The 16,846-nt window shown below is 39.3% G+C and carries 10 protein-coding genes and 3 pseudogenes; 9 read left to right on the forward strand and 4 right to left on the reverse strand.

Going from position 1 to position 16,846, the window contains the following annotated elements; all coding sequences use genetic code 11:
* The 4 genes and pseudogenes from BZK24_RS04755 to BZK24_RS09615 all read right to left on the reverse strand — a co-directional run.
* Window positions 1–440: pseudogene (locus BZK24_RS04755) on the reverse strand (hemolysin); the annotation flags it as partial.
* A 71-nt stretch (window positions 441–511) separates the two neighbouring features.
* A pseudogene (locus BZK24_RS04760) lies at window positions 512–1,155 on the reverse strand (ATP-binding cassette domain-containing protein); the annotation flags it as partial.
* Between the two features lie 30 nt (window positions 1,156–1,185).
* Window positions 1,186–1,521 (reverse strand): hypothetical protein, encoded by a 336-nt coding sequence (locus BZK24_RS09385; protein ID WP_171972401.1) that lies wholly within the window; start codon window positions 1,519–1,521, stop codon window positions 1,186–1,188.
* A 10-nt stretch (window positions 1,522–1,531) separates the two neighbouring features.
* Window positions 1,532–1,606: pseudogene (locus BZK24_RS09615) on the reverse strand (ABC transporter ATP-binding protein); the annotation flags it as partial.
* Between the two features lie 164 nt (window positions 1,607–1,770).
* Here BZK24_RS09615 and BZK24_RS04765 point away from each other — a divergent pair.
* The 9 genes from BZK24_RS04765 to BZK24_RS04805 form a co-directional block, all read left to right on the forward strand.
* Complete coding sequence (locus BZK24_RS04765; protein ID WP_000885686.1) at window positions 1,771–3,303, forward strand: flagellin A; 1,533 nt, start codon at window positions 1,771–1,773, stop codon at window positions 3,301–3,303.
* Between the two features lie 127 nt (window positions 3,304–3,430).
* A complete protein-coding gene (locus tag BZK24_RS04770) occupies window positions 3,431–4,087 on the forward strand; it encodes a 3-methyladenine DNA glycosylase (RefSeq protein WP_077656737.1) in 657 nt (218 codons plus the stop codon).
* Window positions 4,084–4,701 carry a hypothetical protein gene (locus tag BZK24_RS04775; protein ID WP_077656738.1) on the forward strand — a complete coding sequence of 206 codons (618 nt, stop codon included), beginning with the start codon at window positions 4,084–4,086 and terminating at the stop codon, window positions 4,699–4,701. The genes BZK24_RS04770 and BZK24_RS04775 overlap by 4 nt, the downstream gene beginning before the upstream one ends.
* A 68-nt stretch (window positions 4,702–4,769) precedes the next feature.
* Complete coding sequence (gene hemE, locus BZK24_RS04780; RefSeq protein ID WP_171972402.1) at window positions 4,770–5,789, forward strand: uroporphyrinogen decarboxylase; 1,020 nt, start codon at window positions 4,770–4,772, stop codon at window positions 5,787–5,789.
* A gap of 9 nt (window positions 5,790–5,798) precedes the next feature.
* Entirely contained in the window at window positions 5,799–7,232 is a 1,434-nt protein-coding gene (hefA, locus tag BZK24_RS04785; RefSeq protein WP_077656740.1) for an efflux RND transporter outer membrane subunit HefA, read from the forward strand.
* A 9-nt stretch (window positions 7,233–7,241) separates the two neighbouring features.
* The gene (gene hefB / locus BZK24_RS04790; protein WP_077656741.1) at window positions 7,242–7,946 is read left to right on the forward strand and encodes an efflux RND transporter periplasmic adaptor subunit HefB; all 705 of its coding nucleotides are present in this window, start codon (window positions 7,242–7,244) and stop codon (window positions 7,944–7,946) included.
* Between the two features lie 12 nt (window positions 7,947–7,958).
* Entirely contained in the window at window positions 7,959–11,039 is a 3,081-nt protein-coding gene (gene hefC, locus BZK24_RS04795) for an efflux RND transporter permease subunit HefC (protein ID WP_077656742.1), read from the forward strand.
* Window positions 11,036–11,605 carry an outer membrane beta-barrel protein gene (locus BZK24_RS04800; protein WP_143424382.1) on the forward strand — a complete coding sequence of 190 codons (570 nt, stop codon included), beginning with the start codon at window positions 11,036–11,038 and terminating at the stop codon, window positions 11,603–11,605. Before hefC ends, BZK24_RS04800 begins: the two co-directional genes overlap by 4 nt.
* Before the next feature lie 144 nt (window positions 11,606–11,749).
* A partial coding sequence (locus BZK24_RS04805; protein WP_171972403.1) for a vacuolating cytotoxin domain-containing protein occupies window positions 11,750–16,846 on the forward strand: 5,097 nt, incomplete at its 3' end.

Here is a 16,846-nt window from a genome sequence, read left to right on the forward strand (position 1 = left end):
TTTTTAGCCGCATTTAAGAGCAAGCCTGTTTCTTGATGGAAATACTGCATGCTTTCTTGCGCGTTCTCTAAGCCCTCTTTTAAGCTTGTGCAAAAAGTCTTAAACAAATCGCTTTTATGGTATTCCCCCACACCCCCTGTTTTTTTGGCTAGTGAAAAATACTGCACGCCATCAATATTTTGGCTTTTTAAAGAATAAGAAACCCCTTGCAAATTAACGCTCTCTGCGTTTTCTTTAAAATGAACGCTTTGTTCTTCTAAATCGTTTAAGCTTGCAAGATTCCCACTCTTAAAAACCACTTTATTGTTTTTAATGCCTACAAAACCCTCATGCAAGCACAAATTTAAAAGGCTTTGATAGAGATTGATTTCTTTTTTTAACTCCGTAATCTCAGAATCTTTCTGACTGATTTGAAGTTGCAACTGCTTATTCCCAAACATTATGGCATTCCTTATTTAAATTTGAATCTTTTGAGATTATACCCAAAATTACCAAACAATTTAAGTGCTCGCTAGTATTGTTGTTTCAAAAACAATTCGTAAAATAATCCCTGTTTTTTCATAAGGGTTTCAAAGTTGCCCTGTTCTATTAGTTTGCCTTGATCTAACACGATAATTTCATCAGCTTGTTTGACACTATTCATGCGGTGTGTAATAATTAAAGCCATTTTAGATTGCGATCTTTTAAAAATAAAATCTAAAAACTCTTTTTCCATAATGGGATCGATGGCGCTGCTTGGCTCATCTAAAACAACACAATGACTTGGTTTTAAAAAGGCTCTTATGGTAGCTATGCGTTGCTTTTGACCTAAAGAAAAATCTACCCCATTATATTGCGCTCCAAATAGTGTGTTGTTGCAATCATTAAGACAATTTTGAAAATTCTCATCAAAAGATTTTAGTATTTCTCTTTTTTGCTTTAATTGCTCTTTAGTGATATTGTTTTGCATGAAAAGATTACATCAATGCTATATCTAGCATAAAGAGAAAAATCTTGGAATATAGCGCTCATTTGTCGGTGGTAGCTGTTTAGCTCTAAATCTTGTAAGGAGTATTTGTTATTGATAATAATTTGACCTGAATTTGGGGTATAAAAACCTAACAATAAATTAATCAGCGTGCTTTTCCCACTAGCATTCCTACCGACTAATGCATAAAAATTAAACTCTAAGGATCTATCTTTTCGTTAGGGTTTAGAGCGATTTGGTTCATCGCATTCAAACGAAAAATTTTTTCCGTCAAACTTTCTGAGAACAAGACCTGATTGTTTGCATAATTCTAATGCTTTTTTAAGCTTTTGATTTCTTATCTCTTCCAATTGTTTAGAGCTATTTGCAATATCAGTATCAAGATAGGCTTCATAGGTTTCTTCTGTCATTATAGTTACTCCAAATGTTAAAATCCTATAGCCTTTATCTTGACGATAGGCTTTAAGCACAACAAAGATCACTAAAGCATAAACACCTAAAAGCGCTAATAACCAAAGAGTTATTTTGCTAGTTATAGATAACGCTTTTTTCACTTCAATACCTTTTTGGTGAGCTTTTATAGAGTAAAATGAAAGTCCTTAGAGAAATGCTTTTTATGGTATCCATTGGTGTTTGCATGCAATAAGATTGGGTGTAAATTTTCTCTATTATATCTCAATTTTGCGCCTCTTTAAATTTCGCTTTTAACAATAAAGCCCTTTAAAATTTCAAACTTTAACCGATTATAGTTCCAACCAAAAGCAAGGATGCCTTTGGGTTTTTTATAACAAGGAGTTACAACAATGGCTTTTCGGGTCAATACAAATATCAATGCGATGAATGCGCATGTGCAATCCGCACTCACTCAAAATGCGCTTAAAACTTCATTGGAGCGATTGAGTTCAGGTTTAAGGATTAATAAAGCGGCTGATGACGCATCAGGCATGACGGTGGCGGATTCTTTGCGTTCACAAGCGAGCAGTTTGGGTCAAGCGATTGCCAACACGAATGACGGCATGGGGATTATCCAAGTTGCGGATAAGGCTATGGATGAGCAGTTGAAAATCTTAGACACCGTTAAGGTTAAAGCGACTCAAGCGGCTCAAGATGGGCAAACTACTGAATCTCGTAAAGCGATTCAATCTGACATCGTTCGTTTGATTCAAGGTTTGGATAATATCGGTAACACGACTACTTATAACGGGCAAGCGTTATTGTCTGGTCAATTCACCAACAAAGAATTCCAAGTAGGGGCTTATTCTAACCAAAGTATTAAGGCTTCTATCGGCTCTACCACTTCCGATAAAATCGGTCAGGTTCGTATCGCTACAGGCGCATTAATCACCGCTTCTGGGGATATCAGTTTGACTTTCAAACAAGTGGATGGCGTGAATGATGTAACTTTAGAGAGCGTGAAAGTCTCTAGTTCAGCAGGCACAGGGATCGGCGTGTTAGCAGAAGTGATTAACAAAAATTCTAACCGAACAGGGGTTAAAGCTTATGCGAGCGTTATCACCACGAGCGATGTGGCGGTCCAGTCAGGAAGTTTGAGTAATTTAACCTTAAACGGGATTCATTTGGGGAATATCGCAGATATTAAGAAAAACGACTCAGACGGAAGGTTAGTCGCAGCGATCAATGCGGTTACTTCAGAAACCGGCGTGGAAGCTTATACGGATCAAAAAGGGCGCTTGAATTTGCGCAGTATAGATGGTCGTGGGATTGAAATCAAAACCGATAGCGTCAGTAATGGGCCTAGCGCTTTAACGATGGTCAATGGCGGTCAGGATTTAACAAAAGGCTCTACAAACTACGGAAGGCTTTCTCTCACACGCTTAGATGCTAAGAGCATCAATGTGGTTTCGGCTTCTGACTCACAGCATTTAGGCTTCACAGCGATTGGTTTTGGGGAATCTCAAGTGGCAGAAACCACGGTGAATTTGCGCGATGTTACCGGGAATTTTAACGCTAATGTCAAATCAGCTAGTGGCGCGAACTATAACGCTGTCATCGCTAGTGGCAATCAAAGCTTGGGATCTGGGGTTACAACCTTAAGAGGCGCGATGGTGGTGATTGATATTGCCGAGTCTGCGATGAAAATGTTGGATAAAGTCCGCTCTGATTTAGGTTCTGTGCAAAATCAAATGATTAGCACCGTGAATAACATCAGCATCACTCAAGTGAATGTTAAAGCGGCTGAATCTCAAATTAGGGATGTGGATTTTGCTGAAGAGAGTGCGAATTTCAATAAAAACAACATTTTGGCGCAATCAGGTAGCTATGCAATGAGTCAAGCCAATACCGTCCAACAAAATATCTTAAGGCTTTTAACTTAGTTTTAAGAAAGGTGTTTGTATGGGGCTAACGCTTTAAGCGTTGGCTTTTCGCTTTAATTTTTGCTTCTTTTTTAATAAAATACTCTTTTTCATTTCTTTATTTATACTTTAATTACAGGCGGTTATTGTGTTGGATAGTTTTGAAATTTTAAAGGCTTTAAAGAGCTTGGATTTATTGAAAAACGCCCCTGCTTGGTGGTGGCCTGACGCTTTGAAATTTGAAGCTCTACTAGGGGTGGTTTTAACGCAAAACACTAAATTTGAAGCCGTTTTGAAATCTTTAGAAAATCTAAAAAACGCTTTCATTTTAGAAAATGATGATGAGATCAATCTTAAAAAAATCGCTTATATAGAGTTTTCAAAGCTTGCAGAGTGTGTCCGCCCTAGCGGGTTTTATAATCAAAAAGCCAAACGACTGATTGATTTGAGCGGGAATATTTTAAAAGACTTTCAAAGTTTTGAAAATTTTAAACAAGAAGTAACCAGAGAATGGCTTTTAGACCAAAAGGGCATTGGCAAAGAAAGCGCGGATGCGATTTTATGCTATGTGTGCGCCAAAGAAGTGATGGTGGTGGATAAATACAGCTATCTTTTTTTAAAAAAATTAGGCATAGAGATAGAAGATTATGACGAATTGCAACATTTTTTTGAAAAAGGCGTTCAAGAGAATTTAAATTCCGCTTTAGCGCTTTATGAAAACACCATTTCTTTAGCGCAACTTTATGCGAGATTCCATGGAAAGATTGTAGAATTTTCCAAACAAAAATTGGAATTAAAGCTTTGATTTTTAGATTTTTCTTAATTTTAAGCCTTTTAAAAGGATTTTTACTAGCCAAAAAGGATTGGAATTTTTTTAAACCTTTAGAGCCTACTAAAAAATATTTTGGCTCTTTTAAAATCGGCTATCTTTACCAGCATGCAGAAACGACTAAAAGATCCCCCATCCGCCCTAAAAACCGCCCTCCTATTTTAATGGATAAAAATTACCATGACGCTTCTTTGGGCTTTGAAGCGGGTTATACTTTGAAAAAGAAAATTTTATTAGGGGGGTATTTGGATGCAGGAATGGGCGATTCGTATTTCATGAGCGCTGGGTTTATGGCAGGGGTGAGGCTTTTTAAGGGGTGGGTTATCCCTAAAATCGCCTTAGGCTACCAGCTTCAAATTTTAGGGGCTAAGATTGACAAGTATCAATTCAATATCCAATCAGCGGTGGGGAGTGTGGGCTTGTTTTTCAATGCGGCTAAAAATTTTGGCTTGAGTATAGAAGCAAGGGGTGGTATCCCTTTTTATTTTATCCAAAGCAAATTTTCTAAAGCTTTTGGCACGCCACGATTGAATATCTATTCTGTTGGCATCACTTTCACTTTTTATGATTTTACTAGATTTTTAGGGTAAAATATTCATTTTAAAAATCAACTATAAAGTATAAAAGTCATAATTAGACAAACCTTTAAGGATTTATAATGATTTTCATTGATGCATGTTTTAGAAAGGAAACACCCTATACGCCCATTTGGATGATGAGGCAAGCGGGGCGTTACCTTAGCGAATACCAAGAGAGTCGTAAAAAAGCGGGGAGTTTCTTGGAATTGTGTAAAAATAGCGATTTAGCCACAGAAGTTACCTTACAGCCGGTAGAGATTTTAGGCGTGGATGCGGCTATTTTATTTAGCGATATTTTAGTAGTGCCTTTGGAAATGGGCTTGAATTTGGAGTTTATCCCCAAAAAAGGGCCGCATTTTTTAGAGACTATTACGGATTTAAAAAGCGTGGAAAGCCTAAAAGTAGGAGCTTATAAACAACTAAACTATGTCTATGATACGATTTCTCAAACGCGCCAAAAACTTTCTAAAGAGAAAGCGTTAATTGGTTTTTGCGGATCGCCTTGGACTTTAGCGACTTACATGATAGAAGGCGAGGGGAGCAAATCGTATGCCAAAAGCAAGAAAATGCTTTATAGCGAGCCTGAAGTTTTAAAAGTGCTTTTAGAAAAATTGAGCCTTGAGTTGATAGAGTATTTGAGCCTTCAAATCCAAGCAGGGGTCAATGCGGTGATGATCTTTGACTCATGGGCTAGTGCTTTAGAAAAAGAAGCGTATTTGAAATTCAGTTGGGATTATTTGAAAAAAATCTCTAAAGAGCTTAAAAAACGCTATGCGCATATCCCGGTTATCCTTTTCCCTAAAGGGATTGGCGCTTATTTGGATAGCATAGATGGGGAGTTTGATGTGTTTGGCGTGGATTGGGGCACGCCTTTAGAAGCGGCAAAAAAGATTTTAGGCGATAAGTATGTTTTGCAAGGGAATTTAGAACCCACCCGCCTTTATGATAAAAACGCTTTAGAAGAAGGGGTTGAAAAAATTCTAAAAGTCATGGGCAATCGAGGGCATATTTTTAATTTAGGGCATGGGATGTTGCCGGATTTGCCTAGAGAAAACGCAAAATATTTAGTGCAATTAGTGCATGCTAAAACCAGGCGATAGGGGGGATTGATGAAAACTATTATAAGATATGTTAGTTTATGGGGCTTGTGTGCAGCTTTAACTCTAGCCCAAGCCCCCTCTAAAACCCCAGATGAAATCAAGCAAATCCTTAACAATTACAGCCATAAGAATTTAAAGCTCATTGATCCGCCGACAAGTTCTTTAGAAGCAACACCGAGTTTTTTGCCCTCATCTAAAGAAACAGCGACCACCATCAATCAAGAGATTGCTAAATACCATGAAAAAAGCGATAAAGCCGCTTTGGGGCTTTATGAATTGCTAAAGGGGGCTACCACTAATCTCAGTTTGCAAGCGCAAGAACTCAGTGTCAAGCAAGCGATGAAAAACCATACCATCTCCAAAGCGATGTTCTTGCCCACTCTTAATATGAACTATAACTTTAAAAATGAAAATAGGGACACTCCGCACTTTAAGCATTACAACACGCAACAACTCCAGGCTGAATTAAAATTGAATGTGTTTAATGGTTTTAGCGATGTGAATAATGTCAAAGAAAAGTCTGCGACTTACCGATCCACTGTGGCTAATTTAGAGTATAGCCGCCAGAGCGTGTATTTGCAAGTGGTGCAACAATATTATGAGTATTTTAATAACCTCGCTCGCATGATCGCTTTACAAAAGAAATTAGAGCAAATCAAAACAGACATTAAAAGGGTTACCAAACTCTATGACAAAGGGCTAACCACGATTGATGATTTGCAAAGCTTAAAAGCGCAAGGGAATTTGAGCGAATACGATATTTTAGACATGCAATTTGCTTTGGAGCAAAACCGCTTGACTTTAGAATATCTCACTAACCTCAGTGTGAAAAATTTAAAAAAGACTACGATTGATGTGCCTAATTTGCAATTGAGAGAAAGGCAAGATTTAGTCTCTTTAAGGGAGCAAATTTCTGCGCTCAAATACCAAAACAAGCAACTCAACTATTACCCTACGGTGGATGTTTATGACTCATGGCTTTATTGGATCCAAAAACCCGCTTACGCTTTGGGGAGTTTTGGGAACTTCTTCCCCGGTCAGCAAAATACGGCTGGGGTTACTGCGAGCATGAAATTTTTTGATGATATAGGGTTGAGTTTGCAAAAACAATCCATCATGCTAGGCCGATTAGCGAATGAAAAGAATTTAGCGTATAAAAAATTAGAGCAAGAAAAAGACGAACAGCTTTACAGGAAGTCGCTTGATATTGCCAGAGCCAAGATTGAATATTCAAAGGCCAGTTTGGATGCGGCTAATCTTTCTTTTGCCAATATTAAAAGGAAATACGACGCTAATTTAGTGGATTTCACCACCTATTTAAGGGGCTTAACCACGCGCTTTGATGCAGAAGTGGCTTACAATTTAGTGCTCAACAATTATGAAGTGCAAAAAGCCAATTACATTTTTAACAGCGGGCATAAAATAGACGACTATGTGCATTAAGGGATAAAAATGATACGAAAAATTTTAATAGGACTTTTTTTGAGTTTTTTGAGCATGGAAGCTGGCGAAAAAGTGTATGCGATTTTCAATGTGAGAGCGGCACAAGATTCCAAGCTCACCTTAGACAGCACAGGGATTGTGGATAGCATTAAGGTTACTGAGGGGAGCGTGGTCAAAAAGGGCGATGTTTTGTTGCTTTTGTATAATCAAGACAAACAGGCTCAGAGCGATTCTACCGAACAACAACTCATTTTCGCTAAAAAGCAATACCAACGATACAGCAAAATTGGGGGCGCTGTGGATAAAAACACCCTAGAGGGTTATGAGTTCACTTACAGGCGCTTGGAATCAGATTACGCTTATTCTATTGCGGTATTGAATAAAACCATTTTAAGAGCCCCTTTTGATGGCGTGATAGCGAGTAAAAACATTCAAGTGGGCGAAGGGGTGAGTGCGAATAACACGGTGTTATTGAGACTAGTCAGCCATGCCAGGAAATTGGTTATTGAATTTGATTCTAAATATATTAATGCAGTCAAAGTGGGGGATACTTACACTTATTCTATAGATGGGGATTCTAATCAGCATGAAGCTAAAATCACTAAGATTTACCCCACGGTTGATGAAAACACCAGGAAAGTGAGCGCTGAAGCCCTTTTGTCTAAGCCTATGGCAGTGGGGCTTTTTGGCGATGGGTTTATCCAAACGAAATAATAGGATATTTTGATGTATAAAACAGCGATTAATCGTCCTATTACGACCTTGATGTTTGCTTTGGCGATTGTCTTTTTTGGGACTATGGGTTTTAAAAAATTGAGCGTGGCGCTTTTCCCTAAAATTGATCTGCCTACAGTGGTGGTTACTACGACTTATCCTGGGGCTAGCGCTGAAATCATAGAGAGTAAGGTAACCGATAAGATTGAAGAAGCGGTGATGGGGATTGATGGGATCAAAAAGGTTACTTCTACGAGTTCTAAAAATGTGAGTATCGTCGTCATTGAATTTGAGTTAGAAAAACCTAATGAAGAAGCCTTAAACGATGTGGTTAATAAAATTTCTTCGGTGCGTTTTGATGATTCTAACATTAAAAAACCCTCTATCAATAAATTTGATACCGACAGCCAAGCCATTATTTCATTGTTTGTGAGCAGTTCAAGCGTGCCGGCTACAACCCTTAATGACTACGCTAAAAACACCATTAAACCCATGCTCCAAAAAATCAATGGGGTAGGGGGCGTGCAGCTCAACGGCTTTAGGGAGCGCCAGATTAGGATTTATGCGGATCCCACTTTGATGAATAAATACAATCTCACTTATGCGGATCTTTTCAGCACGCTTAAAGCGGAGAATGTGGAAATTGATGGGGGGCGCATTGTCAATAGCCAAAGGGAATTGTCTATTTTAATTAATGCGAATAGTTATAGCGTTGCGGATGTAGAAAAGATTCAAGTGGGTAATCATGTGCGTCTTGGCGATATTGCAAAAATTGAAATCGGTTTGGAAGAAGACAACACTTTTGCGAGCTTTAAAGACAAACCCGGTGTGATTTTAGAAATCCAAAAGATTGCCGGAGCGAATGAAATTGAAATCGTGGATAGGGTGTATGAAGCGTTAAAACACATTCAAGCCATTAGCCCTAGTTATGAAATCAGACCCTTTTTAGACACCACGAGCTATATCCGCACCTCTATTGAAGACGTGAAATTTGACTTGATTTTAGGAGCGATTTTAGCGGTTTTAGTGGTGTTTGCGTTCTTGCGTAACGGCACGATCACCCTTGTTTCAGCGATCTCTATCCCTATTTCTATCATGGGGACTTTTGCGCTCATTCAATGGATGGGCTTTTCATTAAACATGCTCACCATGGTGGCTTTAACGCTAGCGATAGGGATCATCATTGATGATGCGATCGTGGTGATTGAAAACATCCATAAAAAGCTAGAAATGGGCATGAGTAAACGAAAAGCGAGCTATGAGGGGGTGAGGGAGATTGGCTTTGCTCTAGTGGCGATTTCAGCGATGCTGCTCTCTGTTTTTGTGCCTATAGGGAACATGAAAGGCATTATCGGGCGCTTTTTTCAAAGCTTTGGGATCACGGTGGCTTTAGCGATCGCTCTCTCGTATGTGGTGGTCGTTACGATTATCCCCATGGTAAGCTCAGTCGTGGTCAATCCCAGGCATTCTCGTTTTTATGTGTGGAGTGAGCCTTTTTTTAAGGCTTTAGAGTCTCGTTATACCAAGTTGCTCCAATGGGTATTAAACCACAAGCTCATTATCTCTATAGCGGTGGTTTTGGTGTTTGTGGGTTCGCTTTTTGTGGCTTCTAAATTGGGTATGGAGTTCATGCTGAAAGAAGATAGGGGGAGATTTTTAGTGTGGCTTAAGGCTAAACCGGGTGTGAGCATAGATTACATGACACAAAAGAGTAAGATCTTTCAAAAAGCGATTGAAAAACATGCTGAAGTGGAATTCACCACCTTGCAAGTGGGTTATGGCACCACACAAAACCCTTTTAAGGCTAAGATTTTTGTGCAACTCAAGCCTTTAAAAGAGCGTAAAAAAGAGCATCAATTGGGGCAATTTGAGTTGATGAGCGTTTTAAGGAAAGAGTTGAGAAGCTTGCCTGAAGCTAAAGGTTTAGATACTATTAATCTTTCTGAAGTCTCGCTTTTAGGTGGCGGTGGGGATAGTTCGCCCTTCCAAACCTTTGTGTTTTCCCATTCTCAAGAAGCGGTGGATAAAAGCGTGGAGAATTTGAAAAAATTCTTATTGGAAAACCCTGAATTAAAAGGCAAAATTGAAGGCTATCATACAAGCACGAGTGAATCGCAACCGCAATTGCAACTCAAAATCTTAAGACAAAACGCCAACAAATACGGCGTGAGCGCTCAAACCATTGGATCAGTGGTGAGCTCTGCTTTTTCTGGGACTTCTCAAGCGAGCGTGTTCAAAGAAGATGGTAAAGAATACGACATGATCATTAGAGTGCCTGATAACAAGCGCGTTTCTGTAGAGGACATCAAACGCTTGCAAGTGCGTAATAAATACGATAAATTGATGTTCTTAGACGCTTTGGTGGAAATCACAGAAACTAAAAGCCCGTCCAGTATTTCTCGTTATAACCGCCAACGCAGCGTTACGGTGCTCGCTCAACCTAAAGCGGGTATCTCTTTAGGGGAAATTTTAACGCAAGTGAGCAAAAACACTAAAGAATGGCTGGTTGAAGGGGCGAATTACAGATTCACCGGTGAAGCGGATAATGCTAAAGAGACTAATGGGGAGTTTTTAGTCGCTTTAGCGACAGCGTTTGTGTTGATTTATATGATTTTAGCGGCGTTGTATGAGTCCATTTTAGAGCCTTTTATCATCATGGTTACCATGCCCTTAAGCTTTTCAGGGGCGTTTTTTGCTCTGGGTTTAGTCCATCAGCCTTTGAGCATGTTCTCTATGATAGGCTTGATCTTGCTCATTGGTATGGTGGGTAAAAACGCTACGCTTTTAATTGATGTGGCGAATGAAGAGCGTAAAAAAGGTTTGAATATCCAAGAAGCCATTTTATTTGCCGGCAAAACCCGTCTAAGACCGATTTTAATGACGACCATTGCGATGGTTTGTGGCATGCTGCCTTTAGCGTTGGCGAGTGGGGATGGAGCAGCGATGAAATCCCCTATAGGGATTGCGATGAGTGGGGGCTTAATGATTTCTATGGTGTTAAGCTTACTCATTGTGCCGGTGTTTTATCGTTTGCTCGCTCCCATAGACGATAAAATCAAGCGGTTTTATCAAAACCAAAAAGCTTTAGAATGAAAAAGATTGTTTTCATTTTGGCTCTATGGGTGGGCTTGTTGGGGGCGTTTGAGCCTAAAAAAAGTCATATTTATTTTGGGGCTATGGTGGGTTTAGCCCCCATTAAAATAACCCCCAAACCGGCTAGCGATTCTTCTTATACGGCTTTTTTATGGGGGGCTAAAGGGGGGTATCAATTCGCTTTTTTTAAAGCTCTAGCGTTAAGGGGTGAATTTTCCTACCTTATGGCGATCAAACCCACCGCATTGCACACGATTAACACTTCGTTATTGAGCTTAAATATGGATGTGTTAAGCGATTTTTACACTTACAAAAAATACAGCTTTGGGGTGTATGGGGGGCTTGGGATAGGGTATTTTTATCAAAGCAACCATTTAGGCATGAAAAATAGTTCGTTTATGGGTTATAACGGCTTGTTTAATGTGGGGCTTGGTAGCACAATCGATCGCCACCACCGCGTAGAGCTTGGGGCTAAGATCCCTTTTTCAAACACCAGAAATTCTTTTAAAAATTCTTATTTTTTAGAGAGCGTTTTTATCCATGCGGCTTATAGCTATATGTTTTAAGAGAGAATAGCCTATTGGTGGTCGTTATCAATAAGATAAGATCCTTAATGATATAAGGAGATCGTGCCGTTTTTAATTAAATTGTATAATGGATAGCATCAAAAAATATAACAACGAGTATGATCACATGAAAGGGTTCAAAATATGACTTATAGAAGTAGCAAAACAGATTTAAAGAATGAACGCTTTAGTAAAAACCGCTCTTTTAAGGGCATTAAAAAGAAAATCGCTAAAAAATATACAATCAAAAACTCGCCTTTGACAATTTACTCCTTAAAAACGCATTCAAATTCTTCTCTATCCTTTAATAAAAAAATCTTCTTAGGGCTTGGGTTTGTTTCGGCTTTGAGCGCTGAAGATTATAATAGTTCAGTGTATTGGCTCAATAGCGTGAATGAAAATCACAGCAACAAATCCTACTATATCAGCCCTTTACGCACTTGGGCTGGGGGGAATAGGAATTTCACGCAAAATTATAACAATAGCAAATTATATATAGGGACAAAAAACGCGTCCGCAACGCCCAACAATTCTTCTATATGGTTTGGGGAAAAGGGCTATGTAGGTTTTATTACAGGGGTTTTTAAGGCAAAAGACATTTTTATCACAGGAGCTGTTGGCTCAGGTAATGAATGGAAAACCGGCGGAGGCGCGATACTGGTTTTTGAAAGCTCAAACGAATTAACCACTAACGGAGCTTATTTTCAAAATAACAGAGCCGGGACGCAAACTTCTTGGATCAATTTGATTTCCAATAACAGCGTGAATTTGACAAACACGGATTTTGGCAACCAAACCCCTAATGGGGGCTTTAATGTTATGGGGCGAAAGATTACTTATAATGGCGGGATTGTCAATGGCGGGAATTTTGGCTTTGATAACGTGGATAGCAACGGCGCAACCACCATTAGCGGGGTAACTTTCAACAATAACGGCGCGCTCACTTATAAGGGTGGGAATGGTATTGGGGGGAGTATCACTTTCACTAACTCTAATATCAATCATTACAAACTCAATCTTAACGCCAATAGCGTTACTTTTAATAACAGCACTCTGGGGAGCATGCCTAATGGCAATACTAATACTATAGGGAATGCTTACATTCTTAATGCAAATAATATTACCTTTAATAACTTGACCTTTAATGGGGGGTGGTTCGTTTTTGATAGAACTAACGCTAATGTTAATTTTCAAGGCACAACCACGATCAACAACCCCACTTCACCCTTTGTCAATATGACCGGTAAGGTGAGTATTAACGCTAATGCGATTTTTAATATTCAAAATTACACGCCTAGCATAGGGAGCGCTTACACGCTCTTTAGCATGAAAAATGGCAACATCACTTATAATGATGTCAATAACTTATGGAATATCATCAGACTTAAAAACACGCAAGCCACAAAAGACAACAGCAAAAACGCCACTTCTAATAACAACACCCACACTTACCATGTAACCTACAATTTAGGCGGCACGCTCTATCATTTCAGACAAATTTTTAGCCCTGATTCTATTGTTTTACAATCCGTCTATTATGGCGCGAACAATATTTACTACACCAATAGCGTGAATATCCATGACAATGTCTTTAATTTAAAAAATATTAATGATGATAGGGCTGATACGATTTTTTATCTTAACGGCTTGAACACTTGGAATTACACTAATGCGAGATTTGCTCAAACCTATGGCGGGAAAAACAGCACTTTAGTCTTTAACGCTACGACCCCTTGGGCTAATGGCAGCATCCCTAAATCTAACAGCACGGTGCGTTTTGGGGGGTATGAGGGAGTCAATTGGGGGAAAACGGGCTATATCACCGGCACTTTCACAGCCGATAGGGTTTATATCACCGGTAACATGATGACTGGTAATGGCGCTCAAACCGGTGGGGGGGCGACTTTGAATTTTGTGGGTGCGACTGAAATTAATATCGCTGGAGCCACTTTTAAAAACCTAAAAACCACTTCACAAAACTCTTACATGACTTTTATCGCTTTAGGGAATGGCTCTGGGAGCGCTAAAATCAATGTCTCTCAATCTGATTTTTACGATTGGACGAATGGGGGGTATGATTTTACCGGTAACAGCGCTTTTGATAGCGTGAATTTCAACAAGGCTTATTACAAATTTCAAGGCGCTGAAAATTCTTACAATTTTAAAAACACGAATTTTTTAGCAGGGAATTTCAAATTCCAGGGCAAGACCACCATTGAAAAATCCGTTTTAAATGACGCTTCTTATTCTTTTGATGGCATAAATAACGCCTTTAATGAAGGCAAATTTAATGGCGGTTCGTTTAATTTCAACCACGCAGAGCAAACAAACGCTTTTAATAACAACTCGTTTAATGGCGGATCGTTTAGTTTTAACGCCAAGCAAGTGGATTTTAATGGGAATGTTTTTAATGGGGGGGTGTTTAATTTCAACAATACCCCTAAAGTCAGTTTTACTGATGACACTTTCAATGTGAATAACCAATTCAAAATAAATGGCGCTCAAACAACTTTTACTTTCAATAAGGGCGTTGTTTTTAACATGCAAGGGCTTTTGAGCAGCCTAAGCGTAGGCACGACTTATCAATTGCTTAACGCTAAAAGCGTGGGTTATAAGGACAACAATAACGCTTTGTATCAAATGCTGCGCTGGATTAGTGGGGAAAATCCTAGCGGCACGCTAGTAAATAAGGATCAATCCACGCCAAACAATACTAAAACTTATAATGTCCAATTCACTGATAACGGCTTGACTTACTACATTAAAGAAAATTTTAATAACGGGATCACGCTCACTCGTTTATGCACTCTAGGTTATACGCATTGCGTGAATATCCATAATGATGCGTTTAATCTCAAAAATGTCAATAACAACGCCAGTAACACCGTGTTCTACCTCAACGGCATGACGACTTGGAAGATCGCTGGCACAGGCGTTTTCACGCAAGATTATAGCGGCACTAACAGCGTTTTAGTGTTCAACCAAACCACCCCTTTCCTTAATGGGGCGAATCCCACTTCTAATAGCGTGGTGGGTTTTGGGAAAACTTCAGGGGCTGAATGGGGGCTAGTGGGCTACATTCAAGGCGCTTTTAAAGCGAGTCAAATTGATATTACCGGCACGATTCGATCTGGTAATGGGGCCAAAACCGGTGGGGGTGCGACTTTAGTCTTTAACGCTCAAGAGCGTTTGAATATCGCTAACGCTCATTTGAATAACGATAAAGCCGGTTTGCAAAATTCATGGATGAATTTCATCGTTAATAATGGCAATTTGAATGTAACAAATGCAAATTTTAGCAACCAAACCCCTAATGGAGGCTTTAACCTTAAAGCCAATAATATCACTTGGGATAAAGGGTCTGTGAGTGGGGGGGGGAATTTTGGCGTGGATAATGCTAACGCTAATGGGAAGGCGGTGATTAAAAATGTTAGTTTCAGCGATAACGGCACTTTGATTTATAAGGGGGGCGAAAACAGCGCCGGAAATTCCCTAACCTTAGAAAACAACACCTTCAATTCCTATAACATTAACGCCAGAGCGCAAAACCTTATTTTCAACAACAACTCGTTTAATGGCGGTAGCTATTCGTTTAACGACACTAAAAATGTTACTTTTAAAGGCACAAACACGCTCATTAACAGCAATCCTTTCAGCCGCCTTCAAGGCTCAATCGCTATTGACAATAATAGTATCTTTAACATTGAAAGGGATTTGATTAACAACACCACCTACACGCTTTTAAGCGGGAATAACATTAAATATAATAATCAAATTTTAGCGGATAATGTTTTTTCAAAAAATTTGTGGGATTTGATCCATTATGGTGGCGAACAAGGGACTTTATTAAGGGCGGAGAAAAACACTTATTTTGTGCAATTCACCCAAAGCAACGGCCAAAAATTTGTTTTTGAAGAGACTTTTAATCCGGGTTCTATCACCTATAAATATTTCACTATCCATTCTTCGCCCTTCCACACAAACGCTGATTCTAAGGATATTTGGAGTCAGGTAAAAAAACAATTTGATTTTGTGCCTGGAAAAACCCCGGTGTGCGTTGGGGTGTGCTATATCGCGCCCTATAAAAATCAAAACCTTATCGGCTCTAGCGCTTTTGCATGGTCGCTGAATTTTGGGGCTACAGTGGTAGGGACTTTGCTTTTAGGGAGTGCGCAAGAAAAGGCTAATGACAATGGAGGGTCTATCTGGTTTGGTAAGAATAATTTGTTGTATTTGCATGGCAATTTTAACGCGACTAATATCTTTTTAACCAATAACTTTAATGTGGGTAATCCTAACGCCGGCGGTGGGGCAACGATTAATTTTAACGCTGATGAAACCTTGAGCGCTGACGGGTTGAATTACACGAATTTCCAAACCGTGGCTATGGGCTTACAAACTAGCGCGAGCCAGCATTCATGGGCGAATTTTAATTCCAGGCTTTCTATGGAGATTAAAAACTCTAACTTTAGGGATTTCACATGGGGAGGCTTTAGGTTTAATTCAGGGCGCATGGTTTTTGAAAACACCACTTTTAGTGGCTGGACTAATATTAACGGAGCGACTGAGAGCGACTCATCGTATGTGAATATGGTTGCAAATACGGATTTGATTTTTTCTAATTCTATTTTAGGGGGGGGTATTCGCTATGATTTGAAAGCTAATAACATTATTTTCAATAATTCCCAAATCGTCATTGATGTGTCTAAGAATGTGAATCAGTCTTCATTGAATGGGAATGTTACTTTCAATCATTCCAGGCTTTCAGTCAAGCCCAACGCTGCTATTAATATTGGGGATAGCCAAACCCAAACGACTTTAGAAAACGCTTCAAGCCTTTCTTTTTACAACAACAGCGTGGCGAATTTTAACGGCGCAACCGCTTTTAACGGGGTTTCTTACTTGAATTTAAACCCTAACGCTCAAGTCAGCTTCAATCAAGCGAATTTCAATAACGCTAATGTAACCTTTTATGGCATCCCGCTATTTGGTAAAACGCCTGATTTTGGCAACTCCACACGCCTGATTAATTTCAAAGGGAATACAAATTTCAATCAAGCGACACTCAATTTAAGGGCTAAAAATATCCACATCAATTTCCAAGGCGCTTCTACTTTTGAAAATAACTCTACGATGAATTTGGCTGAAAGTTCTCAAGCGAGTTTTAACGCTCTTAGTGTAGAGGGGGAAACGAATTTCAACCTCAACGGATCAAGCTTGTTGAATTTCAATGGCAACAGC

The sequence above is a fragment of the Helicobacter pylori genome, from assembly GCF_001998165.1.
In the GTDB taxonomy this organism is placed as follows: domain Bacteria; phylum Campylobacterota; class Campylobacteria; order Campylobacterales; family Helicobacteraceae; genus Helicobacter; species Helicobacter pylori_DL.

Coding starts and splice junctions, on each gene's coding strand:
- BZK24_RS04765 (WP_000885686.1), top strand. CDS start 1,771: ATGGCTTTTCGGGTCAATACAAATATCAATGCGATGAATGCGCATGTG.
- hemE (WP_171972402.1), top strand. CDS start 4,770: ATGATTTTCATTGATGCATGTTTTAGAAAGGAAACACCCTATACGCCC.
- hefA (WP_077656740.1), top strand. CDS start 5,799: ATGAAAACTATTATAAGATATGTTAGTTTATGGGGCTTGTGTGCAGCT.
- hefB (WP_077656741.1), top strand. CDS start 7,242: ATGATACGAAAAATTTTAATAGGACTTTTTTTGAGTTTTTTGAGCATG.
- hefC (WP_077656742.1), top strand. CDS start 7,959: ATGTATAAAACAGCGATTAATCGTCCTATTACGACCTTGATGTTTGCT.
- BZK24_RS04800 (WP_143424382.1), top strand. CDS start 11,036: ATGAAAAAGATTGTTTTCATTTTGGCTCTATGGGTGGGCTTGTTGGGG.